Origin of the sequence: Bremerella cremea (assembly GCF_039541315.1) — a bacterium.
Taxonomy (GTDB): domain Bacteria; phylum Planctomycetota; class Planctomycetia; order Pirellulales; family Pirellulaceae; genus Bremerella; species Bremerella cremea.
Window position 1 is genome coordinate 99,565 of the sequence record NZ_BAABFZ010000009.1, and the last position, 24,715, is coordinate 124,279.

Here is a 24,715-nt window from a genome sequence, read left to right on the forward strand (position 1 = left end):
TGCAACCGTTCAAACCGGTACAGCCTGCGAAGATCGTGATGCAGAAGCCGAAGACAGATAACGGCCTAAAACGTAACGTATAGCCCCTTTTGTGACTGAGAGGCTTGTTGTAACAGGTCGATGGCCTCATCAAGTTCTTCTGAGGAATGTTGCTCAACGAGTTGCTGCAAGAATTCAAGATTCTCGGCCACCTGCTCTTTGCTTTGAAAATATGCCCCCATCTTTCCGGGATCAAAAGGGTCTTCGTTGGCCCCGACGACGGAACCCAATATCGGCGACGTTGTTCTGTCGGCAGGGATGAATTCCTGAATGTTTTGCCAAGCCGAGCCAAGCCCGATGTCATCGGTCGGATCGTAGTATTTTGTCAATGCAAAATCGCCATACTGGTAAGCGTCCTCTGTTTCGATCATGCCCTCCCAATCATCGTTCAGTGGCTCACCCTCATAGGGATCGGTCAGCGAATCCATATTTTGTTGGATGAAAGAGATCAACGAACTACACTCATTTGTTGAGAGTGCATTTTGAAGCAGCGGAAGAAGCTCATGCTCGAACTTCTCGTAATCAAATATGAATGCCTTGTGCTCCATCATGCTTTATTGTCTCACGGCAAGAAATCGTTTGGCGAATAGAGTTCTGTCAGAACAGCTTGACCAGTTTTCGGATCATATCGCTGAATGCCAATCACGTCTGGCAAGTGTCCCTCTCGTTGTCGATACGCCTCAATAAAACGAATCATCTCCTGACGGTCCTTGGCAATCGGTCTGCCAAGCGGCTTATCGTCAACGATCAGCTTGCGGCGGGGTGGCACTGCTAATCCAGTCTTTTGTCAAGCCTCAGGGTGTGCCACTGCTGCCCTCAGCAGTGTGAGCCTGCCAATCGGCCCATCAACTGTTTTCCTTCTGAACCCCGAAACCGTACAACCAACTTGGGTCCGGCAATGTCAGCCTTGGCCACTCAGGCCTTGTGGTTCTCTCTTCGTAGAACCTGGCGCTGGACCATTTCCAGTCGACGGGTCTTCGGCAAAGGCCTCGTCTGCCCCATCGTAGTGCCTGACCTGTTTCCGATAGGCGGATGAACGTTTCATGAGTTCATCGTAACGAGTTGGAAGAGGGAAGAGAATGTTTTGCCGATGGATTTGAGCTTATGGGCACTTCACACTGCTGAGGGCAGCAGTGGCACACACAAGAGTGAACGGCTCAGCAGTGCCACCCCGCCCGTGCTGGGTATCACAGATATCTAAACTTACCAACAATTTTGCAGGTTACTTGCCACTGCGTGTGTCATTGAAAATCTTCAAGGTCTCGTAGTCGCTGGCATCGGCGAGGCCACGAGTCAATGTAAACAGGGACTCTGGTCTTGATGCTTCAGCCTCCAGGTACTTTTCAAGGGGATGGTATTGTTCTACTTGCTTGTGAAGCCTAGGCAAGCCGATTGATTCAATCACTTCCTTTCTTGCGTAGATCCCTCGTTGATCATGTCTCGCATTTAAATTGAGGTGAAAATCAAATATCGCCTGGTTGTAGTCGTCAGGAAGGTACATCAGAGAGACCCACTCAACGGGGTTTCTTTCCTCGAGTTGACGCATCAGATTTGAAATCGTTCGGGGATAAGTCACGTATTTCTCTCCCTTCGACGCCTCTCCTTTAAAAGACATGTGTGAAATTGCCAAGTCCGCTAAGCGGAAAATCGATTGGGCACAATTGATCCACTTCAACCAAGCAGAGGACGTTAGCTCAAAATCGTCGTACAGCACTAAGCAATATATGGTCGGTTCCGGTCTCATGGTGAACTTACAGATCCTTGGGAATCGGCTTTCCGGAGTGCTTTGATGGAATATTTTTCAATTTGCATTTTCCAGCAAGATCTCCCAGTTCCTTTTTAATGTCTTCAAGTTTATCTAATATTTCATTGTCAGTCTGCGACTTGCTGGGGACCTCATAGCCATCAATCTTGCCATCGCTTTTACGTTTACCAAATACGTCTGGTCGCCAATTCGGCGAGATTCCAGGACTGACATTTCGAAGGCCCTTGATTACCCAGATTTCAGAATAGTCTCCACTGTCTGCCATTTCCTCTACGATGCCTTTAACCGTTTCCCAGTGGCCAGGTGTCTCATTCGAATGTGGCTTACTCGGCCAATGAATTCTGGTGCCGTTAGGCCGAAGTTCTGTAATTCGGGCTATCTCAGCGGCAATTCTCCGAGATTCAAGCCCCACCTTTAACCAGTCTTGCTCTTCGGCTGGGTGGCACTGCTAATCCAGTCTTTTGTCAAGCTTCAGGGTGTGCCACTGCTGCCCTCAGCAGTGTGAACCTGCCAATCGGCCCGTTAGCTGCTTTCCTTCTGAACCCCGAAACTGTTTAACCAACTTGGATCCGGCAATGTCAGCCTTGGCCACTCAGGCCTTGTGGTTCTCTCTTCGTAGAACTTGGCACTGGACCATTTCCAGTCGACGGGTCTTCGGCAAAGGCCTCGTCTGCCCCATCGTAGTGCCTGACCTGTTTCCGATAGGCGGATGAACGTTTCATGAGTTCATCGTAACGAGTTGGAAGAGGGAAGAGAATGTTTTGCTGGTGAATTGAGTCGATTGGCACTTCACACTGCTGAGGGCAGCAGTGGCACACACAAGAGTGAACGGCTCAGCAGTGCCACCCCGCCCGCGGCTGACGATCCAACGCATCTAGCTTGGACTTCGAAGCATAACAAATTAGCAGTTACAACATCATGCACAAATCTTGCGTTGAACGAGATTGCCTCCCATCTCCTTAGATTTCTACGCTCTATTCCTTCGAAATCCGTTTAAACACCTGTTTACAATACTTTATTGCGTCACCATCTTGGCAAGGCATTTGCAGCTTTTCTTCTAGCACATTAAATGAAGACTCATTTGGATTGCAAATGATAATGCTGTTCGGTGAAACTTGCTCTTCTATGGCTTTATTGTCTATGGCGCGTACCCCAATGTAGTTCGGTCCCGTGACAACTTCGACGAGCGACTCTTTATTACTTTGCTTTGTTTCATATGCAACAATTAGCCCCGAATCAATGCACGCATATGTGTCAGACTCAAATAATACGACGAGCCCTTCCCATACAGTAGCTTTCCTTTCGACGAAAAGTGGGAATGTCCGAAACGAATCAAAATCGTTTGTTGCCTGTGTTGCTTGACTTGGTCCTGATTTGTCATTGCTGTCTGGATTCACCCCTTGAACTCCATCATCACAAGAGCAACCTTCAAGCAATCCGGTATAGCATATCAGGAATGCTACAAGTAAATGTCGAATAAGCATGACACACCCCATTAAACTATTGTTGAATTGCGATCCAATGCGTTCCATTTCTACTCTTCTGCAATGACATCTAGATCCTCTTGGTCATATGCAGTAGGCACCGCTGGAATCATTTTCATTGGCACGGATTTGATCGACATTCGGCCCCCATAGTAGACTATGCTCGACGTTGCCGCCGTCGTCTAGTTGCAGAACGATCTGGTTCCCGTCGTAGACAAAGTGGTCAGTCGAGTCATTCGTGCCGTCGCCATTGCTGTCGATAGTGCGGCCAATCAGCCGGTCGTTGATACTGTCGGCGTCGGTGTAATCGACTCCCTGCTGATTGACGCACCCCAGCAAAATCCAGACCACCCGACTGTGGCACAATACGAAGCCTCGATTGCTTAAGGGTGTGATTGTTCGTGCGGTAACACTCCTTGTGCTGATTCTAACTCGTGGTTTCAGCCACTTCACGGGACGAGAAGTCACTTGGACTTGCGTTCGTCCCAAATGAGTTTTCCGCTCGATGTCACATATCCGATTGAAGAGTCCGATATATAAAGTTGGGTCGTGTCTCGAAACCATCCGACCCGGGATACGCCGTTCCGCATTGGAAAAGCTTCGTCGAACTGAAAATCAATAACCACATCGCCGTTTGCGTCAACGAATCCAAACCTACCATCGATGAGATAGCCTTCTAACGTCCGCTGGCCACCTTTGTACGCAAGGAACAAACCTTCTCCACACTCACCAATGTACGTAAATCTGGGACTAATTACCCAGTTTCCGCTTCGATCGATCACGCCCCAAGTCCCATCATCGCTCTCTGCACCTAGATATCCAGATCGAAATCCATCGTCACACCCGCAAAAGATCGGACTGGTAATCTGCTCTCCAGTATCATCAGCAATTCCAAAGCGAACCTGGCGATTTGCTCGCGTTCCAAATGCGACTCGTTGCTGTGACACCTGTTTTAGAATGTCAAATTCTTTGGATGTTACCCTATTGCCCTCTTTATCAATCAAGCACCACTTCTCTTCAGTTGTAAACCGAACCGAAGTGAGGTTCGTTTGAGGCAAAAAGGAGTTCACGTCGGACAATGACGGCGCAATCAGCCAACTACCAACTCGATCGATCATTCCCCATAAGCAATCGACCTGTACAAACGCTCGTTGGCTTGAAAACGGAAGAGCATTGTCGAATTCTCCTTCGAAAGGGCGATTACCGACAATGTCGATATAGCAGTCGCGATTGCTAGAGCTGCTCTCAATGGCTAGTAACCCGTCTGAAAATGTGGTAAGGCTACGGGCGTTCGGCACGCGTCCGTGAACGTTGAACTCATTGTCATAGATGACCAACGAGTTGTCCTGAATCGCATGACCGTATCCATCATTAAATCTTCCCGCAAATTCAAGATTTGCGTCTCTCAGGACTTCTCCGTTGTGGTCCAAGTAGCCCCACAAGTTTTCAACCCTAAAAGGTAAAGGGCAGGCTAGTTCGCTTTCCATTTTTCATATTTTCTTTCATACGGCGTGTGAAGCAATTCTGCCCTGTTGAAAACCGATCTTCCGTTTTCGATTCCCCAGCGATAAATTATCAGGGATGAGCACGAAGCAAAACAACCTGATCGCTGTAGCTAGGCTGAGCATGAAGCTGGCGGGCAAGTTCATGCGGCCCTACTCGCACGAACAGGCACCCAAGCGATACACGCAGCCGGCTGGGTGGCACTGCTAGTCCAGTCTTTTGTCAAGCTTCAGCAGTGCCACCCCGCCGAACTTCTTCTTCCAGCGATAGAACGCCTGCTGCCTGACGCCCAGCTTACGGCAGACCTTCTCCATCGGAGTCCCTGCCTCTGTCTGTTTCAGTGGGAATGCGAGCTGCTGATCCGGTAATTTCGACTTCTTCACAGTCAGTTTCTCCTCGAAAATGACGACCAGATTTTACACTGACATTCTCACTTACGTTGGTTCAGTCTTGCGTTGCAGGTCGAAGGCAAAACCGTTTCTGCTGCTACAGTTCTTTCTTTTTAAATTGCTCCCAGAAACCTGGCCTTGGTAAAGGGTCAAGATGAATTGAAAAATGCGCCGAATCCTTAGAACAATAGACGGCAAAACACTTGTACGCACCAGTCGTCTCATCATACGACCCATCGCACCTCAGCAAGGACCTACACTTTGGGCAGTGAACATCCTCACCTTGCTCCATATGTCGAAACAGATCAGTAGACGACATATTATTCCTACCATATACCAACATAACTTCCTCCGCCTAATCAATAGCCAGGGTGCCATGGCTCTGCTATCCGTCGCGAAGCGATACACCTCTTCGAAGCGCAATTTCCCCATGAACCTTCCCCTCACGTCACGCTGGCCAGACGCCAGTGGCACACGCACGCTGCGAAGCTGGTGCCAGGCGTTGCCAGGGCCACCCGGCCACTGGGGGATTGAAGACAGAAGGTTGGATTTCAACAGGGCGAGCTTTATTCTAACCCTGCCCGGGTGCCACAGCCACGGCCACGGCCTTGCGTAGCAACGCTTTCCGCCGCGATGCGTTCAACCTTATCGAAGCGGTTCCCGCCCGTGAACCTTCACTTCACTTCGCACTGGCCAGAGGCCAGTGGCACACGTAAGATGCGAAGCTGGTGTTAGGCATTGTCAGTGCCACCCGGCCGCTCAAAAGGTCTGGTCTGCTGGAACAATCAATTTTAAAGAACAGTACCAAAATGCAACGGGCACAAGTCTAGATGACTTTTCCATCAAGAGAAATTAGGTTGGCGAGCCCTAGCTGCAGAGGAGAAGGCCAATGATGCATTTCCGTAATCTTCGGAGACGACCTCTCATTGGTCTCGGCCTCTTGTCGGCGATTTTCGCGACATCCAGCATTGCCAATGGTCAGCAAGCTACGGATTTCACGTCTCAGGGGGAATATCCACCAGGATTTATCCGTTGTGTTCTCGATCTGGATAGGAAGACGGCTCGTGTTGATGCGTCGGAAGTCCGACTCGGTTTGGAAGCTTGTTACGGCACTCTCTTCAAAGAACACCAGATCGCTGATGCAATGGATGGCGTAGGGACGTTCACTGCACTCGAAGAATGTTCTTGGAGTGGGGATATACCTATGAGCATCTTGCTGAATCACGAGAGCACTAGCAAGAGATTGCGGCGACTGAAAGTGAATCTGGGTGAATTCAGGTCTCACCCATCGGAATATCCGACTCTTCCAGAATTGGAATCGTTGTCGTGTTCTTGTAACACGATGAGCTTGAAAGATGCCGAGGTTATTGAAGCGGTTCGAAAATCTCCAAAACTAAGGGAATTGCACCTGAGGTTAGCCAAATTAACGGAGGTTCAATTAGCTGAACTGCTACAAGCGTCTTCAATAGAGCGTCTCACGCTTGAACAATGCGAGTTAGAACACAACACCCTAGCGGCGATACCGATGAGCAAGTCGCTGACCGACTTGACGGTAAACTACGATGATATCCCCGAAGACACCATCGATGACCTGAGTGAACTCAAAAGGCTGACTGTTATCTTCACAAAGCCTGTTGAAAATGTTGACAAGCTAAAACGGATGAAGTTGAGCGGGGTTCGCTTCCACTTGCCAAACCCTGATGACGCTCGCTCAATTCTAGCTGCCCTCCCCAAGACACATGTGAGGGAGTTGTCCATAAACGGAAGGCTCGACCCGTCCCTTGTTGATCAGATTGTTCGCCTGCCTCATTTAAATCGTTTATCACTCCGGGGTGAATTTGATCGAGATGCGCTCGAACGAATTGGGCAGGCAAAGCACCTTGAGTATCTCAGCATCGAAAGCATGGTACTTGGAGAATCGCCTCGGCTTTCAATCACCTGGCTATCGCAACTAACCGCGCTGAAGCGATTGAAGTTGTCGCATCTGGAAATCGTCAGTGACCCAGCTAGTTTGACTAGACTAAAACTTCCCTCCCTTGCTTGGATAGAAATTGTTTCCGTGGAGAACGCTGGGAAGATGGTTGAACAGTTGCTTGCTAATGGCGACACGTTAAAGACCATCGCGATGTACCCAGATCAATTCAACACGCTAAAAGAAGACTGGGAAATTGACGATCAGTCATTTTCACATGTGGTGCTCCATCTAATTGCTGATGGAGATGACGTTCATGAATTGGCTGTTCTAAGAGGTGTACTATCAGGGAAACCGCATTTCAAAGCACTGCAGGTTGTCACAGATTTTATTCACATTGACGAAGTTCGTAGGATCGCAGCGAAGGGGGCAAGCATGCCATAGCTCCTCGGCAAACACTGAGGATGACTCAATGAATATGGATGAACACAATCTCAGCTCAGGTGCCATGGCCACGGCCCTGCGTGGCCATACTCTCCGCCGCGATGCGATCAACCTCATCGAAGCGCTCCCCGCCCGTTGACCTTCCCCCTCACTTCGCACTGGCCAGAGGCCAGTGACACACTTAAGATGCAAATCTGCTTCTGGTCGTTGCTAGTGCTACCCGGCCGACATCTTGGTTGTGCTGTCGGTCTACCCGGTGCAGAACCGTTGGATGTCGAGGATCTGTTCGAATACGCGATATGAAACTGCACACCTTCATTACGAAATGGTCGTTGAAAACATTACTCTTGGTGCAACTCGCCATTGCTCTTGGCCTGTGGAGCGTTGCGAGCTATTACTGGAGAGATTATGAAACTCCAGAACTATTGCGGAAGGCAGGGGCAATACCAAAACACGCAAGTGCGTTTTACGTCTCACGCGGCGGCGACATAGGAATTATGGGGCGTTCGGTCAAGGACGTAGAGAGTGAGGAGATCCACCTGGCTGCAAGTGATGTTGCCGGTGTATTCGTCAAGGACAAGAATTGGAATAAACAGGTGGTATTTCGCCTTTTGGATTGGCTTCCAAACCTACAGTTTTTATCACTGGAGCATCGAGAAATCGGGGATGACGATGCCAGGTTCCTGGCGACACTAGACGTCCCAATGCTTAATATCAGTTATAACCCGATATCGGATGACGGTCTTATGGCACTTACCGCCAACAAGTCACTTCGACAACTATGGGTATATAAGACGAACACAACTGAAGAGGGAATACAGAGGTTTCGTCAACTTCGCCCAGATGTACTACTTTATGATCCTCTCTGACAATGCGCTCGTGAGGCACGATCACGCGGGGTGGAACACCCTGAAGCCTGACAAATGACTGGATTAGCAGTGCCACCCAGCCGCAGAACCGTTGGATGTCGAGGATCTGTTCGAATACGCGTTATGAAACTGCACACCTTCATTACGAAATGGTCGTTGAAAACATTACTCTTGGTGCAACTCGCCATTGCTCTCGGTCTGTGGAGCGTTGCGAGCTTGTACTGGAGAGATTATGAAACTCCAGAACTATTGCGGAAGGCAGGGGCAATACCAAAACACGCAAGTGCGTTTTACGTCTCACGCGACGGCGAAATAGGAATTATGGGTGATTCAGTCGAAGACCTAGAGAGTGAGGAGATCCACCTGGCTGCAAGCGATGTTGCCGGTGTATTTGTCAAGGACAAGAATTGGAATAAACAGGAGGTATTTCGCCTTTTGGATTGGCTTCCGAACCTACAGTTTTTATCACTGGAGCATCGAGAAATCGGGGATGACGATGCCAGGTTCCTGGCCACACTAGACGTCCCAATGCTTATTATCAGTTTTAACCCGATATCGGATGACGGTCTTATGGCACTTACCGCCAACAAGTCACTTCGACAAATATGGGTCTATAGGACGAACACAACTGAAGAGGGAAGACAGAGGTTTCGTCAACTTCGCCCAGACGTACTACTTTATGATCGAATCTGAAAGTGCGCTCGTGAGGCACGATCGGGCAGCAGTGGCACACCCTGAAGCTTAACTAATGACTGGATTAGCAGTGCCACCCAGCCGGGTTTTCAAGTCAAAGACTTTGGGTGAATGGAACCCAGGTTGAACAACATCCGCAAGGTTCTCTTAATTTGCTTCGGGAAGCCCATCCAGAAGATCCAACGTATGTTGCTCCTAGGAAGGTTGCGTTATGCATCACAACGTCCTAATGATGGTGTTATTGTGTGTGGTTTGCAGTATTAGCTGCCGGCATGATAGGGAAGGTCATGCAACAGCGGTAGAGTACGGGAGTTCTAGCATTCACTACGTGCGAGAATTTGAGACTCTATTTGGAGGTAGTGAGTCGGCTAGCTGGATCAGCTACTACGATGGCTACGGCGGTCAACCAATGTGGAACACGTTTACAACACTATATGATAGGTATGCATTAACAATGCAATTTCGAGTAACTGTAGATCGATGGAGAGATGAGGTCGGGGTAGTTGGCGAGCCGCACTTCGTATTGCTCGAAATAACGGAAGTTGAGGTGCCCAAAGACCCCAGAAAAGGCATTGGCTGTAAGTATGGAGAGAATTACAACTTTGGTCTGAAAGAATGGGAGACGCTTGTGAAGGCAGGTGGCGATTTTTCAGCAATTGACATCAACCTTTCTAAGAATTCACCTGTCACAAATATTGAGCATGTAAAGCAATAGGCGTACGCAATTCATCGACGTACCGGAAATGAGTGGGTAAATCGCCGCGGCTTGAATTCCAACAACTTGTTGGCACGTGAACGAGCCGTCCACTCTTGCGTGTGCCACTGCTGCCCTCAGCAGTGCGAAGTGCTCATAAGCTCAAATCCATCGGCAAAACATTCTCTTCCCTCTTCCAAATCGTTACGATGAACTCATGAAACGTTCATCTGCCCATCGGAAACAGGTCAGGCTCTACGAAAGGGCAGACGAGGCCTTTGCCGAAGACCAACCGATTGGAAATGGTCCAGTGCCAAGTTGTACGAAGAGAGAACCACTTGGCCTGAATGGCCAAGGCTGACGCTACCGGATCCAAGTTGGTTGAACGGTTCTGGAGTTCAGAAGGACAACAGATGGGCCGATTGGCAGGTTCACACTGCTGAGGGCAGCAGTGGCACACCCTGAAGCTTGACAAATGACTGGATTAGCAGTGCCACCCAGCCGGATGTACCTGGAGCGAAAGGAATCTTCAAGGGGGCGCCGATTGGCAGTGGGCCGATGAAAGGTCAATCGCCTATTCTTGCGGTTTTAGAGGACGGACGAATTGTGAAAGGGTTTGACAAGCCTCATCCGTTTGGCAAGCCGTACAACGTAATTGATCTGAACGACCTTCGGTGACCTGAGTGAGGATATGCCATGCCTAGAGAAAGCAACTTTTTTGAGGAAGCAATGACGCTATGCCAAGACAGTGACCCCAATGTGTCACGTCTCGCAGAAGCCATTTATCGTGCGATGTTGGAAGAAAACCAACATCGGAATCGGTCGCCGCAGAGGAGTTTCAACATCCTCTACTTTGTTCAAACGGTTGTCCGTGCTTGGCTTTCTGAAAGACCAGGCGTAGGACTGAAAGCCGACACTGGATTTCTGCAAGAATGTGAGTCGATCAGCGGTGTCAATTGGCCGAGGATAGAGACTTTCGGCAATCCCATAGCAAATCGCTTTGTCAATCTGGTGAAAGCTGACTCGGATTCCAAGGGAGATGAATTTGATGTCGCCTATGCAGTAAAGATCATTGAGTTGCTGTTTGGCGATGACGGCGAATTGCGATGCCGCAACTCTGGGGAAATGAACGCCGAAGAATTCGACTATTGGCTTTCTGGCTTCAATGGCGAACAGCCCTAATCACCTTGCCTCCTCACGATCCTCGCAGGCTGTGCCGGTTTGAAGGGCTGGAGCTTGGCCGGTTGAGCAGGCTTCCACGGCTTGAACACCGGCACGCCTGATGGCGGCGGCTTGGGCTTTTTGCTCAAGCTCTTGTTGACCGCTGAATCTCTCGGCAACGGATTCGCTGGCGACATGCCCTTGAGTCTCCCATCGCTGCCCAGCAACAGCACTTCCTGTTGCTTCTGCCGTTCTCTCAGCCATTCGTGAAACGTCTTCATGCCGGTTTCTAGGCGTTGGTTGACGGCTTGCCCCTGCGTGCGTGAGCAACTTGCCTTGCGATAAAGAACAGCATCACACGGAGCCGGTGCAGCAGCAGAAGCGACCACCTTGGCTGTCAGGAAAACGTCTGGAATTGTTGGGTTCGGATTTTTGCAACCCAACCGGCGGGGGTGGCACTGCTGAACCGTTCACTCTTGCGTGTGCCACTGCTGCCCTCAGCAGTGCGAAGTGCCCATAAGCTCAAATCCATCGGCAAAACATTCTCTTCCCTCTTCCAAATCGTTACGATGAACTCATGAAACGTTCATCTGCCCATCGGAAACTGGTCAGGCTCTACGAAAGGGCGGACGAGTCCTTTGCCGAAGACCAACCGATTGGAAATGGCCCAGTGCCAAGTTGTACAAAGAGAGAACCACTTGGCCTGAATGGCCAAGGCTGACGCTACCGGATCCAAGTTGGTTGAACGGTTCTGGAGTTCAGAAGGACAACAGATGGGCCGATTGGCAGGTTTACACTGCTGAGGGCAGCAGTGGCACACCCTGCAGCTTGACAAATGACTGGATTAGCAGTGCCACCCAGCCGTGCCATGACAGACCTCCGTGTATTGAAAAGACAAAATGTTCTTCAACAATTGTGGGTTATGAATTAAAAGTCACATAATCGGTTTCTGACAGAACCTAGTTCCAACCAGAGGGAATGACATTGTGAATCCCGAACGTTGTAAGGCGACATGTAATGATAAGACCAATGGCATTGCGAATGTATGTGGTCATGGTATTCCTCGGAGGATGCTTAGGTGTGATATCATTCATTCTGGATAGTCCGTTTTCAGGCACATTAAAGTGTTGTGCTGTCATCACGGCATTAACGGTGATCCTCAGCCAGATTAAAGCAGGGCGAATCCTAAGAGTCTATTGCGTGTTCTCATCAGCGATAGTGTTTGTTGTTGTAGTGTCTTACATCTTTTTCAAATGGTATTATGATCGACAAATCGCCCAAGAGATGGGCACGTCTCTGTTTGATGGACTCCAATATTGTGTCATTGTCTTATTTGCCTTGAGCCATTTTGTTTTCGCCTCGCTATTTTTCCTGAGTAGCCCCCCTGGTGGCCAAGAATTGTCTTCCCATGCTGCTAGCGGCATGGGAGGCAGGGACTACTAATGTCTATGCGTAAGTTCAACGATTGATCCGTCTAGGGACGCGATTCGATCGTGCCGATTCCAGTTCGCAGTCTTTGGTGCTATTCATTGCGGAGCTCAGTTTTGACGAACTAATTGTTGCAGTTAAAGGTCGCTCTCGTTGATCAGCACCAAGCTGTTTCTGCCTCTCGCCCTTTGCATGTACGAGTCCACGCTTCGCTACGTCTCGACCTTTTATAGAATGAGCCAACCGCTCCTGCGTACTCCAGGTGTCGAACGCCTTTTGAGGCAAAAGATGCGAATTGCACAGGTTCGTCGTGAGCTGATCTGGCGGCGGGCGTGGCACTGCTGAACCGTTCACTCTTGCGTGTGCCACTGCTGCCCTCAGCAGTGCGAAGTGCCCATAAGCTCAAATCCATCGGCAGAACATTCTCTTCCCTCTTCCAAATCGTTACGATGAACTTATGGAACGTTCATCAGCCCATCGGAAACAGGTCAGGCTCTACGAAAGGGCAGACGAGTCCTTTGCCGAAGACCATCCGATTGGAAATGGCCCAGTGCCAAGTTGTACGAAGAGAGAACCATCAGGCCTGAGTGGCCTAGATTGACGTTTCCCGATCCAATTTGGCTATACGGTGCCGGGGTTTAGAAGGACAACAGTTGGGCCGATTGGCAGGTTCACACTGCTGAGGGCAGCAGTGGCACACCCTGAAGCTTGACAAATGACTGGATTAGCAGTGCCACCCAGCCGCTGTTGGTCAGGGCGAGTGCTTTGCGTGACTTGCCGACTTATTTCCGTGGGAAACCTTGATGCCAATGCCTCTCGAACGCCCGGCTTGCACGTGCTTTCAGTCTGCTAGTGACTCTGTGATTCACACCGAGCCGCAAGACCTTGAAAGCGACGCGTGGCATCAACTGCTCGAATTGATCGATCGTGCTGTGGCGACTGGGGCAACTGAATTCGCCCCTGGGCCGGCTCTCGGCTGGCAGACCTGGTGGCAGATCGTCACGCTGCCGCCATCGATTGGCAGATTGACGTCGGTCCGAAAGCTGATGCTGTACGGCAGCAATCTTGATCAGCTTCCGCCAGAGATTGGCGAGATGGAGTCGCTGGAAGAACTGGACCTGTACACTTCGTATCGCCTGCATTGGCTTCCGTACGAAGTCACGCGTTGCCCCAACTTGAAATCGAGCTGCATCAGTACCCGGGCCTTGTACGGCAACTACAAACAGCGGCATCCATTTCCGCGTCTTCAGGACGGGCCCGATTTCCTGCCAGAGGTCACTCCCAGGCAGTGCAGTGTTTGCCGCTCGCCCCTCGCTTCGACGATCATGCGTCGCTGGATTTCGCTCAACATCGCCACCGATGTCGTCCCGTTGCTCGTGCATGCCTGCTCGAAGAACTGCCTCGATTCGCTGCCGACACCACCCAGCAATTACGTACGCCATCCGCACACCGGCGGCACACACCTGCAGCAACCTCAACGAGGTCGCATGTAAACGGCCCAAGTACGATCTGATCGTGGTGAAAAACCGGTTGAGTTGTTGTCGAAATCGAAAATGGACACGCCCGTTCACGACCTTCATGCTTGCGTTATTTCAACTGATTTGAAATCGTGTATTCTTAATTGGTTTTCAAAATAGCATCTGTGCACTTGCGACGAGGGCGGTTACGTCATGCTCGTATTTCAGTATGGTTCGAATATGTCTTCCGCACGTCTAAATGACAGCAGACGCCTAAATGGCGCTGCATCGATCGTTGGCGTCGTATCAACAGTCGAGACATTTGACTTCGGGTTCACGGTGCATAGCACCGGTAACAATTGTGCTGCCGCCGATATTGTCGCGAGCCCGAATGGACGAACAATCTTCGGTGTCCTTTATGACATTCCGGATGAGCTAGTCACCCGACAATCTGCGAAATCCGTGGGAAGAAAGTCCCTCGATGCAATCGAAGGGGAGGGAGGAAACTACAAACGTATAACGATTGACGTCCGAGACTCCGATCACAACAGAATATCGGCGTCGACCTACGTAGTGAGAATCAGGCACTCGAACCTCATTACGTCATTAGAATACGCGCAACATATCGTCGATGGACTCAAGGAGCACGTTTTCCCAAAGGAATATTGCGAATACGTTATCGAACAGATCGAACGGTGTAATCCTCAATTGAAAGGCCTTCTGACCGTTTGAGGTGACTGACGTCTCCAGCAACCGCCCGCACTTACCCTTGCTTTCCGCCGCGAAAAGCTCAACCTGATCGAGGCATTTTCCACTTAGTTGCCGGTTGCCAACTTCGCACTGGCCAGAGGCCAGTGGCACACCTAAGATGCGAGGTTGGTGATATTCGTTGCCCGTGCGGCCCGGCCGAGTCGAATGCCAGCCGTCGCTTGGAACCGGTTCGTGCAATGGTCTGCAGAACCAGGGCGACCTCGGCCTGATTTGGGATGTGATGAAGAGATGAATGACATTCACCTGAACGTTCATGGCTTGGGAGTATTCCTCTATTCCCCTTTTGCCGCAGAGACAATCGCACCTCACTCAAATTTCCTGGAGCAACGTTTTCTTACGCCCGAGCAAGTTCTGCCATTTGTTTACGAGGGCACATTGGTTGCGTTTCAGACTGGCGAAGGTTTTTTCCGACTTCGATTTCGTCAGGGTTACCCTGCTTACCCTGAAGAGTATTTAACCTACATGCTCCGGCTTGCCGTGCTCGTCAAGGGCGGCACGCTTTGTTTCAGAGACTTATCCGATCTCTATGACTGGAATCCGCAATGTAGCCTGGAACAACAATTGAGCTTGGATGACGGCTACTACCACCTTTCCGTCTGTAGCAATCGAGATCTCTCGCAGGATGAAATCGACATTTTGATCTACCTCAACCCCCTTGAAGAGATGCCCGCGCTTGATTTTCGAGGCAACGTGCCGGTCTTGTTCGGTTGACCGCCCAGGTGCCATGGCCACGGCCCTGCGTGGCCATGCGTTCCGCCGCGGAAAGCTCAACCTCATCGAAGCATTATCCACCGATTAACCTTCCACTCACTTCGCACTGGCCAGAGACCAGTGGCACACGTACGATGTGAAGCTGGTGCCCGGCGTTGCCAGGGCCACCCGGCCGAAGGACAACTTAAACACAAACACGCATCAGGGGATTTGGTTCAGGAAAGGGAGGTTGCATCGGCAAACGTCGGCATAAGCTAGTGAAGCCATCGGGAGTTGTGGTGAGTTAGCCTACGATGGGCAGCGGAAAACTTTGCTGCCCCACAGTCTGTTCATTATGACGTAGGACGTGTTCCGGGTCCGAATCCGAACAATCTGCGGCAGCGTGCGGTTACTTCACACACGGCAGGTGAAGGCGGCGTCTATCTCAAGCCGCAGAACGGTCAGACGAAGATCGGTTCAACAAACGATTTCCGTGGGCGATACGGTGCCAATGCACCGGATGGAATCGAAGTCGAGATTCCATTGACCCGCACTGGTCCAGCGGCAAACGACAGTGCGTACCGAAGGTCAGCACGACGACAACGACGTTTCGATGAAGAATACCGCGACCGTATCACACCATCGAATGTTCGATACCGTGATCCCAGCAATCCAAAGTCACCGGTTGATCCGGCGAAATGGGAGCAGTATCGGCACATCTTTGGTTACGGCGACCTTCCTGCCGACTTCGGATGTTAGGAGCGTTGGCAATGGAAGAATTGCTTCGTCAGTTGTTGAATCGATTGGAACAGGTCGGTAGCTCTCACGAAGAGTTGTACGACACGGAATGCAGGGAACGCATGGGCAACGCCGTCATGGATGGCTTTGTGCAAAACAAGAGTGACTTCGTTTTGGGTGACGATTTCGGACTGCACGCAGCAGGAACCAATCTCGCTGTCAAAGAAGCTCTTGCCGAGTACATCACCCAAGCGAACTCGCAGGCGGCAGGACTTGGCATGACCGATTTTCACGAACGGCTTGCTGCGTTTCAGAACTCCGATGTGGAATCCGATAACGAAGGAAGTTTCTACGATGACTTCTTTGGTCATTCGGCTCCCGATGCATTCGATTCCGCAGGGAATGTGATCGAGTAACAGCACCGATACCTTCTGTTCGCATCATGCCCCCGGCGTCGGCGGGGTGGCACTGCTGAACCGTTTACTCTTGCGTGTGCCACTGCTGCCCTCAGCAGTGTGAAGTGCCAATCGAATCAATTCACCTACAAAACATTCTCTTCCCTCTTCCGACTCGTTACGATGAACTCATGACACGTTCATCCGCCCATCGGAAATTGGTCAGGCACTACGAAGGCTCAGGTCACCTGCATGAGTTGACCTTTTCCACCTACCGACCGCCCAGGTGCCATAGCCACGGCCATGCGTTCCGCCGCGGAAAGCTCAACCTCATCGAAGCGTTATCCACCGATTAACCTTCCCCTCACTTCGCACTGGCCAGTGGCACACGTACGATGTGAAGCTGGTGCCCGGCGTTGCCAGGGCCACCCGGCCGTATCTGGGCGAAAGGCTCGTATCGAATGGGAACTCCGTTTAACGACATACGACTTAGAAACATTGGCTCTGCGGGACTGATCTTTGACGCTGCGTATCCAACTTTTGTCCAGCGAGGTCTTGAAGCAGGTACGATATAAATCATGTACAAGGGCGGAGAACCAGTTTACGTTTACGCTGTTGAGGATCAGTGATGACACCATCAACCCTATGGTTCATCGCTCTCTTGGTGTCATTCGCCTACCATTTCCTTATTTGGGAAGGTGTCGGCCGACTTAAGAATAGTCGGACTCTATCTCATCCATTTTGGTTTTTTCTCCGTCTGTTAGGATTTATCGCAATAGTAGTGTCGCTGGTTGGTTGCCTCATTGCCGAGATTGTCCAATGAGTAACCCAGCGACTTTACCATTGCTTATCATGACCGGCGGCATTGCATGGAATGTCGTGTGTGCCGTTTCTGCCGGTAGATTGTCCAAAGGACGTGAGTTCTCGACCACGAGTTCGTTCTGGTTACGGCAGGCCGGGTGGATCGGCTTTGCAATTGCAACGGTCCTAGCCATCATTGCATTTGTTCGGGGAGAATTCTGACGGCATCATGATCTTCGGCGGGGTGGCACTGCTGAGCCATTCACTCTTGCGTGTGCCACTGCTGCCCTCAGCAGTGTGAAGTGCCAATCGAATCAATTCACCTACAAAACATTCTCTTCCCTCTTCCGACTCGTTAAGATGAACTCATGACACGGTCATCCGCCCATCGGAAATTGGTCAGGCACTACGAAGGCTCAGGTCACCTGCATGAGTTGACCTTTTCCACCTACCGACGGCCCAGGTGCCATGGCCACGGCCCTGCGTGGCCATGGCTTGCGTCGCGAAGCGTTCAAGTCGTGGAAGCGTTATCCACCGATTAACCTTCACCTCACTTCGCACTGGCCCGATGGCCCGTGGCACACGTACGATGCGAAGCGGACTCTTGCCGTTGCCAGTGCCATCCTGCGGTCTCTCTTCCGATGAAGATTCGACTTCTCTTGAACTGCCCCGGTGGCATGCGTCTCATAAGACGTTTATGCTAGGCGTGATACCATATTCCATTCTCCTCTCGTTAGTAGCAGCAACGATTGACCATGGCGTACGTCCTCGGCTCTGCAGTTTTGAAGATGGACGCGAACCTGAAGACTTATGCGGCGTTTCGCAAGCGGTTCAAGTTCGACGAATTGCTGTTTGGGCGTGGGGCCGATCCGTGGGTCATTTCGTTCTGGCACGATCTGCCGGCCGGGCCACTCACCATCTTTCAGGTAGACCCTGGGCAAGATGAGCTTGCCTCGCTCGAATACTCTTGGTGGCAGTCGGCCAAAGACCGCACGCTGTTTCCAGCGACGATCGAGCTGGCAGGTTCACTTCTGCAAGATCGGATGGAGCTTCATTCGATCGGCAAATTCCCGGACGGAGACCTCTGGGTTATCCGAAACCGCGTGGATGGCGACACGTACGAAGTGAATTACGATTCACCGACAATGTTGCCGCCAGTCGACGTCGCTTGGATCCGGCGATGGCCAGCGACGGAGATCGAGATCGAGCTCTTCGAGCCAGGTAACGACACCGCGACGCTTTTGAAATTGACCGGACCAGACATCGAGAACTACTTCGCCACAGTCGACGCGACAAGTTTGCAATTGAAGTCGCTCAAGTTCAAAGGGCCCACGCCAGAGAACTTTCGCGAGCTGCTTTGCGAAATCAGCGAACCGCTTCTCTCGCTGGACGCCTATGTGCAAGTCGGCGTGAATCTTGCCCACCTGGAAGACCCGCTCGCTGCGCTTTCGCAGCATCGAGACCTGCTGCCCCATTTTGAAGGCGTGAAGGTTTCGGGAAAATACGCCGACGGTTTCGATCCGTTTGAAGCGACGCATGAAGGCATCGACACAGGCCGGCCTGTTCGCTATCCGCTGGCATGGCGTTTGTACGAGAAACGCGGGCTGCTTCAGCTCGACCTGCTTTATCGCGTCGATGGCAAGCCGCAGTTCGAGCTGCAGTTTATCCCGACGGCGCCCAAGGTGGACGGGGACAAAGAACTTCTCAAGCACTTGAAAAAGCTCGACTGCGAATACGAGTTATGGGGTGGCGCCCCATTTGGTCGCTGGCAGTAAACTTGTTGCGAACCACCTCGACGAACCTACGACGAAAGGCATCGCATGTTAGAAGACCCAGACCAGATCGACATGGTGCTGAAAGGCAAAGATGGCACGATCACCTTCGTGATTATCGACGCCGGCATCACGACCGACGAGGACAAGCGGCTGGAACTGCTGAACCACAAGATCCAATGCTGTGCCGCCGCCTTGTGCGACCCGGACCAGTGGCAAGAATTCGGCGGCCCGACCGAAGTCGCGGTGGAAGTTCAATGCAACTTCGAAGTCAACGAAGAAGCCCCACCCCAACAACTCAACTTCACCACCCCCGCCGGCCAAGACATCTCGATGACCGTCCGATTCGTCTACCGACCAAGTCGGTACGGCGGGTAGTGGGCGCCTTCAGGCAGCAATCGGTCAGGTACCATGGCCACGGTTCTGCGTGGCCATGCTTTTCCGCGCGAAAGATGCAAACTCTTGACCCCGGTGCCTTGCTACCACACCTCACTTCGCCCTGGCCAGAGTTTCGCGGAACCCGTACGATACGTGGCGAGCATCGCGGCCGCCTCGCGGTATCGTTCTTCGTACACCTCCACCATGTCTCGCCGCACAACCATCGTCGCCGGAAACAGGGCTTCGATCTCCGCAACCATCCGCGGCAACGTCAATGGGCCGAAACGGTACATGCCATAGGCGGTCGCGTACGAAACCCCGTCAAACTCCCACCTCATCGCCTACGCCTTTGCTCGACCTGACCATAGATATGCGCGACACGTAGGATACCACGCCACGTACTTCGCCTAGACGTTTCATCGTACAAACAGACCACGCCTTGAGCCACTGATTTCGGCCTGCCTTACCATAATGCCTTTTGCTACGTTGTAGGCGCGTAGCTTGGAATGGCTGTCGAGCCGCATTGACGGGAGATCGACTTAGCCATGTGCCCGACGGCTAGAAGACCTGACGCATCACCATCTGTTCACAAGATGACTAGCACTACTCCCTTCACATCTCCCCTGCGCCGCGGCCTGATTTTGAGACAGTTTAAGAAGAAGTAAGTGGAGCGATGATTGCGTCGTCGGGCAACGTATAATCGTAGCCACCTCCGCCGATCGATATTGAGAGCCTGTTTGTAGAAGATTTCCTATGTCGCACTTGCCCGCCTGCCCGTCACCTCTTTCTGATGACTTGCATGACCCACTCCGCCAGTTGGCCGAAGCCTGGGCGTGCTGTGACGCACGGCCAACGATACCGGCTCCACTCGAAACAGCCTGGGATGCACTACTGCGGGAATGGATCGACGACCACACGTTGCCGCTCTTGGTCCGCAAGCCGGCGGTCGGTCGCGGAGCGACGATCGTGCATGCGACCGAACGGAAGTTGATACCGGCAGACAATTCGCCAGCGCAATGGGCCTTCGCGTCTGCACTGCGAGGCGAATGCCCAACGCTCGACGAAGTGCGACAACGGCTTGCCTCGGACCAGATTCCGATCGCGATGATTTTGAAGAAGACGGAACGCGATCAGGCGAGTCACTGCTGCCCACTTGGCAAACCATGGAACTTGAACCTGGCCGGTTGGAAGCTCGCCCATATTGAATCGATTGGACTCAAACAGCGAGGCGATTTGGCGGTCACTCCAATCGAACGACTGGAAACGCACTTCTTCCGCTTCATGGCCCCCAGCAACATGTTCTTGGTGCCCAAGAGTTGGGCTGGCCTGGGTGAAATTCCGGAAATGATCGACGCCATCCGCTTCTCGAAAGATAGGAATGAAAACTCATCTCCGACGGATACCCGCTGCTGAGTCGCTCACGCAGCCTAAGGTGCGTCCAGACGTTGCCTCCGCCAGACTCGGCCAGGCGGTCGATTGCTTCGTTTACGGTCAGCAGCCCAACTTAGCCATCGGGCCTGGCGGTAACATGGACATGGGAAAGCGTCGGCCGTTTTCTGTCGGCTGCATTGTCGTATGCGTTACAATCGAGATCACGCGACGAGCCACTTTCTGCACGCAACCGATTCTTTCAGAGGCTAAGGCGAGAACCCTTTGCATTCATCGAATACGCGACACGGCTATGGGATGATACTCTTGGCCTGCGTCCTGCTAACGTCGCTGCTGGGCTGCGGGACGTCGTCGCCTGATCGGCAGGCGTTGGAAAATATTGCTCATGCGTTTAACAACTATCGCGACACATTTGGAGCGTGGCCACCGATTCAAGTCGAGCAGGCGGATGGTCAGCCGCTGCATAGTTGGCGGGTATTGATCCTCCCTTTCGTCGAGGCGAATGCTTTCTACGACGAGTATGACTTTACCTCGGCCTGGAATGCCCCCAGCAATGCCGACCTGGCGGACGGAACAAGACATCAGCCAGGCGCCAAGTTCCCGCAACCTGCCGGTGTCGGAACGTTTTATCAGACCGGCAATCGTAGCCATGCGAACGACACCCGCTTCGTGGCTTACGTGGAACATGCCATGCAGCGGTCTCCCTTTTCCGGTGTCAAAACCGAAGTCGCCTGTCATCTTCCGCCGCAGAAGAGTATCCTCATTCTCGAACTCACCGATTCCGGTATCCACTGGATGGAACCGAAGGATGTCGTCGCCGATTCTGAATTTCAGTCCGGCGGTTTGACACTGGAAGAGGTGGCGAAGCGAATCGTCGGCTCGGTCGAGATCGGCGCCACGACCATCATCCGCGACCGATCCCAAACCTTACATCGACTCGATTGGCCGACGACAAGCGAACCTTAGCGAAAGCGAGCTCACCATGGCAGGCTGGACGATTTCCACTTGTCAAGCATGCGGATTCGCAATCCGCAAGGTCGTACCATTTTTGCTGGTCGCTTCGAGCCTGCTTCCTGTCCTGAGTGCGTTTGCGGCGGAAGGCTCGGTCGGGTTTGCTCATCCGATTGGGATTCTTCCGGACGGCACCTTGATCTTAGGCATGTACGGCAACTCCGACGCGAGTGCGGTCCTCAGTTCGCCTCGCTGGTCACGGATTGATCAGGTGTTGGAATTCAACGCCAACGCATTTCCCCAGCGCAATCCCGAGACGGTGATCGTCGATTCGGTCAGCTCAGTGACATCGTCGGCTGACCGGACGCTGCATGGCTTCGGATGTAAGAGTGGCGTGATCTGGTTGTGGCACTCCACGTCCGACACCAAGGAACGGCTCGCTGGTCACGATGCGCCGGTATCTTGCATCGACTGGGGTCCCGGCGCGCCTAGCTTCGTCAGTGGAAGTTTAGATGGGCAATTTCTGGCCTGGACGAAAGTCGAAGGGGACTGGAAACCGACGAATCTCGGCAAGCAAGCAGGGGGAGCCCGCGCAGTCGCCATTTCGCCGACTGGCCAACGGGTTGCCACCGCCGGCGAGCGTTCGCCGGTGCAAGTTCGTCCGATCGATGGCAGCAAACCAGCCAAGACATTCTCGCCCCAGGAAGGGATCGTGACGGGCCTTATATTTCTCGATGACGAACTGCTTGCCGTCAGTGACTCGCGAAACCATATCTCGATCTGGAACACTTCCACTGCGGAACTGGTCCGCGTCATTCGGCGGGCCCATCATGGGACCATTCGCAATCTGGTGCCGATTGACAATGCGTCCGGCAGATTGATGACGACCGGAAACGATGGCTCGCTGCGGCTCTGGAACTGGAACACCGGCGAGCAACTCGACGAAGTCTGGTTGAGCTGCGGCATGATCAACTCAGCCCTGTTCGACCACGAGAAACAGCTCCTGTATCTCACCAGCGTGAACGACGGGCTGATGATGATTGAAGTCAAGGAAGACAACCTTGCGGAAATCAAGAACTTCCCGGAACCTGTTCTCGAGGAAGAGCCCTGACGTCGTGCGTTGCAGAAGCACCTCTTCCAGCGTCGCTTATGATAACCAGGCCCTATGCGATGAAACCTCCCAAGACGCCGACAAGAGCGTGTCCGGCAGGCACTTAGAACCGCTTGCAGAGTTCGTGAACGCTCGATGTTGTCAGGCACTTCAGGGCCAAGGAAGCAATCTTCTTCGCCTCGTTGCAGTCGACGTTTCTCAAAGCGTGACGCACATCGGCGGCACGCGAAGGGGCCAGGCTCAATTCGCGAATGCCCAGCCCAATCAGAAGCCGGGCAAAGTCGACATTGCTTGCTTCTTCTCCGCACACACAGACGGGGCAATTGTGCGTGCGTGCCTTTTTCACAATCCAGCGAATGGCTCGCAATACCGCGGGATGCATGGCCGTGCAGTCATCGTGCCCCTCGGCCAGATCTCTGTCCACGGCCAGCATGTATTGGGTCAAGTCGTTGGTGCCAATGGCAACGAAATCGGCTAACTCCAGAATCTCGTCGAGCGCAAACAGCGCCGCTGGCGTTTCGATCATGGCACCGATTTGTGGCCTTTGTTGGATACCAACAAAGCCCGTCGCATTTCGGACGGCATCGATCGCCTGAGAGAAATCGTCGGGACCGATCACCATGGGAAACAAAATACGAACGTCGGCCGTTCGACCGACTTGCAAGATCGCCTTCAACTGCGTGTTCAACAGTTCGACCTCTTTCAAAGAGAACCGCAGTCCCCTCAACGCCAGCATCGAATTGGTTTCGGCCCGCGACGACTGCAGAAACAGCGGCAGTTTATCGCTTCCCAGGTCAAATGTTCTCAGTGTCAGCGGGCGATTGTTCAAGCTCTTGGATACGCCGCTATAGATCTCGACTTGCTCTGCCAGGCTAGGCCGCTTGGTGGACTCGAGGAAGAGAAACTCGGTGCGAAACAAACCGACCCCGGCCAGGTTATGTTTCGTAACTTCGGGTGCCTCCATCGGGATCCCGATATTGCCTAACAACTGGATCGTTGTCCCATCGGCCGTGATGCAAGGAAGTTGTTCATCCACCACGCTCGCATGATGACGTTTCTCGTACAGCTTCTCCCGAATCCAAAATCGAGATTCAACTGCCTTCGACGGGTTTAACTCGATGCAGCCGGTTTCGCCATCGACCAGGACGTTTGTTCCAGCTTCGATGCAGGAGGTGATTTCCGGGATGCCGCTGATGGCCGGAATCCCCAAAGACCGGGCAATAATCGCCGTATGGCTGAGGGGACCGCCAAACTCGGTGAGTATCGCGACGACGCCTGAGTTGACGAGTTCAATGGTTTCCGATGGCAAAAGCTCCCGCGCGACGACAACCGAGCCTTTGGGCAACGGTTCCCGTTGATTCAAGGAGGGATCCAGCAGGTGTCTTAACAGTCGGTGTCCTACGTCGCGTACATCTTGTTCTCGTTCGCGAAAGTAGTTGCTGTCGAGTTGCTGGAAGCGCGTGGCGAATTCCTGGACAACCGCATTCAATGCGTCTTCGGCATTAATTCGATCGCTGGCAATTTGTTTACGGACGAGGGCCGCGAGTTCCTGCGCGATCGTCGCATGGGCAGATAATACCTCGGTAGCTTCCAGGCGTGCTGCCAGCCGGTTGGTCTGTTCTTCGATTGACGTTAACTCATGCGTGGACTGGGCGAGGGCATCGTCGACCCGATGTCCTTCGAGTTCGATCTCGACATCCGAAATGGGATGCTGCGGAAGTTCAATTCTTCGTTCGACCTCGAAGTCGTAGATAATCGCGATACCGCCTGCAAATCCAGGAGAGATTGGAGTTCCCGTCAATATTTTCATGTAGTACCGTCTCTTATTAGGATCTGAAGACCAGGGAACGAAGCCAATGGGCTCTCATCGCAAAGGTGAAG

Annotated in this window: 26 protein-coding genes; 16 read left to right on the forward strand and 10 right to left on the reverse strand. The window is 52.3% G+C overall.

All coding sequences use genetic code 11. The annotated features are described in order from the left end of the window. Positions 1-65: 65 nt before the first annotated feature. The 6 genes from ABD890_RS23745 to ABD890_RS23770 form a co-directional block, all read right to left on the reverse strand. Positions 66-590, reverse strand: coding sequence for a hypothetical protein (locus ABD890_RS23745; RefSeq protein ID WP_345095278.1), 525 nt, complete (start codon positions 588-590; stop codon positions 66-68). A 671-nt stretch (positions 591-1,261) separates the two neighbouring features. Further along, complete coding sequence (locus tag ABD890_RS23750; RefSeq protein WP_345095280.1) at positions 1,262-1,783, reverse strand: hypothetical protein; 522 nt, start codon at positions 1,781-1,783, stop codon at positions 1,262-1,264. Between the two features lie 7 nt (positions 1,784-1,790). After that, positions 1,791-2,069 (reverse strand): hypothetical protein, encoded by a 279-nt coding sequence (locus tag ABD890_RS23755; protein WP_345095282.1) that lies wholly within the window; start codon positions 2,067-2,069, stop codon positions 1,791-1,793. A 709-nt stretch (positions 2,070-2,778) separates the two neighbouring features. Continuing rightward, on the reverse strand, positions 2,779-3,336 hold the full coding sequence (locus ABD890_RS23760) for a hypothetical protein (RefSeq protein ID WP_345095284.1): 558 nt from the start codon (positions 3,334-3,336) through the stop codon (positions 2,779-2,781). Between the two features lie 36 nt (positions 3,337-3,372). Further along, on the reverse strand, positions 3,373-3,654 hold the full coding sequence (locus ABD890_RS23765) for a hypothetical protein (protein WP_345095286.1): 282 nt from the start codon (positions 3,652-3,654) through the stop codon (positions 3,373-3,375). Positions 3,655-3,752: 98 nt separating this feature from the next. Further along, positions 3,753-4,775, reverse strand: a complete 1,023-nt coding sequence (locus ABD890_RS23770) for a WG repeat-containing protein (protein ID WP_345095288.1) — start codon at positions 4,773-4,775, stop codon at positions 3,753-3,755. 94 nt (positions 4,776-4,869) lie between these two features. On the opposite strand from ABD890_RS23770, the gene ABD890_RS23775 reads away from it, so the two are divergent. Further along, positions 4,870-5,001, forward strand: a complete 132-nt coding sequence (locus ABD890_RS23775; RefSeq protein WP_345095290.1) for a hypothetical protein — start codon at positions 4,870-4,872, stop codon at positions 4,999-5,001. On the opposite strand, the gene ABD890_RS23780 is transcribed toward ABD890_RS23775, so the two are convergent. Beyond that, a complete protein-coding gene (locus tag ABD890_RS23780; RefSeq protein WP_345095292.1) occupies positions 4,998-5,174 on the reverse strand; it encodes a transposase in 177 nt (58 codons plus the stop codon). The genes ABD890_RS23775 and ABD890_RS23780 overlap by 4 nt on opposite strands. Before the next feature lie 895 nt (positions 5,175-6,069). On the opposite strand from ABD890_RS23780, the gene ABD890_RS23785 reads away from it, so the two are divergent. From ABD890_RS23785 to ABD890_RS23805, 5 genes are all read left to right on the forward strand, one after another. Further along, a complete protein-coding gene (locus tag ABD890_RS23785; RefSeq protein ID WP_345095294.1) occupies positions 6,070-7,536 on the forward strand; it encodes a leucine-rich repeat domain-containing protein in 1,467 nt (488 codons plus the stop codon). Positions 7,537-7,835: 299 nt separating this feature from the next. Beyond that, positions 7,836-8,405: a leucine-rich repeat domain-containing protein gene (locus ABD890_RS23790; RefSeq protein WP_345095296.1), complete on the forward strand. Its 570-nt coding sequence runs from the start codon at positions 7,836-7,838 to the stop codon at positions 8,403-8,405. Between the two features lie 123 nt (positions 8,406-8,528). Further along, complete coding sequence (locus ABD890_RS23795) at positions 8,529-9,098, forward strand: hypothetical protein (protein ID WP_345095298.1); 570 nt, start codon at positions 8,529-8,531, stop codon at positions 9,096-9,098. A 211-nt stretch (positions 9,099-9,309) separates the two neighbouring features. Then, positions 9,310-9,813: a hypothetical protein gene (locus ABD890_RS23800; RefSeq protein WP_345095300.1), complete on the forward strand. Its 504-nt coding sequence runs from the start codon at positions 9,310-9,312 to the stop codon at positions 9,811-9,813. Between the two features lie 675 nt (positions 9,814-10,488). Further along, on the forward strand, positions 10,489-10,974 hold the full coding sequence (locus tag ABD890_RS23805) for a hypothetical protein (RefSeq protein ID WP_345095303.1): 486 nt from the start codon (positions 10,489-10,491) through the stop codon (positions 10,972-10,974). On the opposite strand, the gene ABD890_RS23810 is transcribed toward ABD890_RS23805, so the two are convergent. Continuing rightward, positions 10,971-11,234, reverse strand: a complete 264-nt coding sequence (locus ABD890_RS23810) for a hypothetical protein (protein ID WP_345095306.1) — start codon at positions 11,232-11,234, stop codon at positions 10,971-10,973. The genes ABD890_RS23805 and ABD890_RS23810 overlap by 4 nt on opposite strands. 1,950 nt (positions 11,235-13,184) lie before the next feature. On the opposite strand from ABD890_RS23810, the gene ABD890_RS23815 reads away from it, so the two are divergent. From ABD890_RS23815 to ABD890_RS23840, 7 genes are all read left to right on the forward strand, one after another. Continuing rightward, positions 13,185-13,874 carry a leucine-rich repeat domain-containing protein gene (locus tag ABD890_RS23815; RefSeq protein WP_345095309.1) on the forward strand — a complete coding sequence of 230 codons (690 nt, stop codon included), beginning with the start codon at positions 13,185-13,187 and terminating at the stop codon, positions 13,872-13,874. A 177-nt stretch (positions 13,875-14,051) separates the two neighbouring features. Beyond that, entirely contained in the window at positions 14,052-14,570 is a 519-nt protein-coding gene (locus ABD890_RS25585) for a gamma-glutamylcyclotransferase (protein ID WP_373356753.1), read from the forward strand. Positions 14,571-14,837: 267 nt separating this feature from the next. Then, positions 14,838-15,320 carry a hypothetical protein gene (locus ABD890_RS23820; protein ID WP_345095311.1) on the forward strand — a complete coding sequence of 161 codons (483 nt, stop codon included), beginning with the start codon at positions 14,838-14,840 and terminating at the stop codon, positions 15,318-15,320. 749 nt (positions 15,321-16,069) lie between these two features. Next, the gene (locus tag ABD890_RS23825) at positions 16,070-16,453 is read left to right on the forward strand and encodes a hypothetical protein (RefSeq protein WP_345095313.1); all 384 of its coding nucleotides are present in this window, start codon (positions 16,070-16,072) and stop codon (positions 16,451-16,453) included. 1,248 nt (positions 16,454-17,701) lie between these two features. Beyond that, entirely contained in the window at positions 17,702-17,878 is a 177-nt protein-coding gene (locus tag ABD890_RS23830; RefSeq protein ID WP_345095315.1) for a hypothetical protein, read from the forward strand. 110 nt (positions 17,879-17,988) lie between these two features. Further along, complete coding sequence (locus tag ABD890_RS23835) at positions 17,989-19,008, forward strand: hypothetical protein (protein ID WP_345095317.1); 1,020 nt, start codon at positions 17,989-17,991, stop codon at positions 19,006-19,008. 45 nt (positions 19,009-19,053) lie between these two features. Beyond that, entirely contained in the window at positions 19,054-19,383 is a 330-nt protein-coding gene (locus tag ABD890_RS23840; protein ID WP_345095319.1) for a hypothetical protein, read from the forward strand. 101 nt (positions 19,384-19,484) lie between these two features. Here the strand turns inward: ABD890_RS23840 and ABD890_RS23845 are convergent, their stop codons facing one another. Beyond that, positions 19,485-19,721, reverse strand: coding sequence for a hypothetical protein (locus ABD890_RS23845; RefSeq protein WP_345095321.1), 237 nt, complete (start codon positions 19,719-19,721; stop codon positions 19,485-19,487). A 415-nt stretch (positions 19,722-20,136) separates the two neighbouring features. On the opposite strand from ABD890_RS23845, the gene ABD890_RS23850 reads away from it, so the two are divergent. The 3 genes from ABD890_RS23850 (at position 20,137) to ABD890_RS23860 (ending at position 22,834) form a co-directional block, all read left to right on the forward strand. Next, positions 20,137-20,796 (forward strand): hypothetical protein, encoded by a 660-nt coding sequence (locus tag ABD890_RS23850; protein ID WP_345095323.1) that lies wholly within the window; start codon positions 20,137-20,139, stop codon positions 20,794-20,796. 282 nt (positions 20,797-21,078) lie between these two features. Next, positions 21,079-21,738: a DUF1559 family PulG-like putative transporter gene (locus ABD890_RS23855; protein WP_345095325.1), complete on the forward strand. Its 660-nt coding sequence runs from the start codon at positions 21,079-21,081 to the stop codon at positions 21,736-21,738. 16 nt (positions 21,739-21,754) lie between these two features. Continuing rightward, the gene (locus ABD890_RS23860) at positions 21,755-22,834 is read left to right on the forward strand and encodes a WD40 repeat domain-containing protein (RefSeq protein ID WP_345095327.1); all 1,080 of its coding nucleotides are present in this window, start codon (positions 21,755-21,757) and stop codon (positions 22,832-22,834) included. A 103-nt stretch (positions 22,835-22,937) separates the two neighbouring features. On the opposite strand, the gene ptsP is transcribed toward ABD890_RS23860, so the two are convergent. Beyond that, positions 22,938-24,644, reverse strand: coding sequence for a phosphoenolpyruvate--protein phosphotransferase (gene ptsP / locus ABD890_RS23865; protein WP_345095329.1), 1,707 nt, complete (start codon positions 24,642-24,644; stop codon positions 22,938-22,940). Between the last annotated feature and the right edge of the window lie 71 nt (positions 24,645-24,715).

Bases quoted from the DNA above. Each gene is read 5' to 3' on its own strand.
- ABD890_RS23745 (WP_345095278.1), bottom strand. From the start codon at position 590: ATGATGGAGCACAAGGCATTCATATTTGATTACGAGAAGTTCGAGCAT.
- ABD890_RS23750 (WP_345095280.1), bottom strand. From the start codon at position 1,783: ATGAGACCGGAACCGACCATATATTGCTTAGTGCTGTACGACGATTTT.
- ABD890_RS23755 (WP_345095282.1), bottom strand. From the start codon at position 2,069: ATGGCAGACAGTGGAGACTATTCTGAAATCTGGGTAATCAAGGGCCTT.
- ABD890_RS23760 (WP_345095284.1), bottom strand. From the start codon at position 3,336: ATGGAACGCATTGGATCGCAATTCAACAATAGTTTAATGGGGTGTGTC.
- ABD890_RS23770 (WP_345095288.1), bottom strand. From the start codon at position 4,775: ATGGAAAGCGAACTAGCCTGCCCTTTACCTTTTAGGGTTGAAAACTTG.
- ABD890_RS23775 (WP_345095290.1), top strand. From the start codon at position 4,870: ATGAGCACGAAGCAAAACAACCTGATCGCTGTAGCTAGGCTGAGCATG.
- ABD890_RS23785 (WP_345095294.1), top strand. From the start codon at position 6,070: ATGATGCATTTCCGTAATCTTCGGAGACGACCTCTCATTGGTCTCGGC.
- ABD890_RS23790 (WP_345095296.1), top strand. From the start codon at position 7,836: ATGAAACTGCACACCTTCATTACGAAATGGTCGTTGAAAACATTACTC.
- ABD890_RS23795 (WP_345095298.1), top strand. From the start codon at position 8,529: ATGAAACTGCACACCTTCATTACGAAATGGTCGTTGAAAACATTACTC.
- ABD890_RS23800 (WP_345095300.1), top strand. From the start codon at position 9,310: ATGCATCACAACGTCCTAATGATGGTGTTATTGTGTGTGGTTTGCAGT.
- ABD890_RS23805 (WP_345095303.1), top strand. From the start codon at position 10,489: ATGCCTAGAGAAAGCAACTTTTTTGAGGAAGCAATGACGCTATGCCAA.
- ABD890_RS23810 (WP_345095306.1), bottom strand. From the start codon at position 11,234: ATGAAGACGTTTCACGAATGGCTGAGAGAACGGCAGAAGCAACAGGAA.
- ABD890_RS23815 (WP_345095309.1), top strand. From the start codon at position 13,185: ATGCCAATGCCTCTCGAACGCCCGGCTTGCACGTGCTTTCAGTCTGCT.
- ABD890_RS25585 (WP_373356753.1), top strand. From the start codon at position 14,052: ATGCTCGTATTTCAGTATGGTTCGAATATGTCTTCCGCACGTCTAAAT.
- ABD890_RS23820 (WP_345095311.1), top strand. From the start codon at position 14,838: ATGAATGACATTCACCTGAACGTTCATGGCTTGGGAGTATTCCTCTAT.
- ABD890_RS23825 (WP_345095313.1), top strand. From the start codon at position 16,070: ATGGAAGAATTGCTTCGTCAGTTGTTGAATCGATTGGAACAGGTCGGT.
- ABD890_RS23830 (WP_345095315.1), top strand. From the start codon at position 17,702: ATGGCCACGGCCCTGCGTGGCCATGGCTTGCGTCGCGAAGCGTTCAAG.
- ABD890_RS23835 (WP_345095317.1), top strand. From the start codon at position 17,989: ATGGCGTACGTCCTCGGCTCTGCAGTTTTGAAGATGGACGCGAACCTG.
- ABD890_RS23840 (WP_345095319.1), top strand. From the start codon at position 19,054: ATGTTAGAAGACCCAGACCAGATCGACATGGTGCTGAAAGGCAAAGAT.
- ABD890_RS23845 (WP_345095321.1), bottom strand. From the start codon at position 19,721: ATGAGGTGGGAGTTTGACGGGGTTTCGTACGCGACCGCCTATGGCATG.
- ABD890_RS23850 (WP_345095323.1), top strand. From the start codon at position 20,137: ATGTCGCACTTGCCCGCCTGCCCGTCACCTCTTTCTGATGACTTGCAT.
- ABD890_RS23860 (WP_345095327.1), top strand. From the start codon at position 21,755: ATGGCAGGCTGGACGATTTCCACTTGTCAAGCATGCGGATTCGCAATC.
- ptsP (WP_345095329.1), bottom strand. From the start codon at position 24,644: ATGAAAATATTGACGGGAACTCCAATCTCTCCTGGATTTGCAGGCGGT.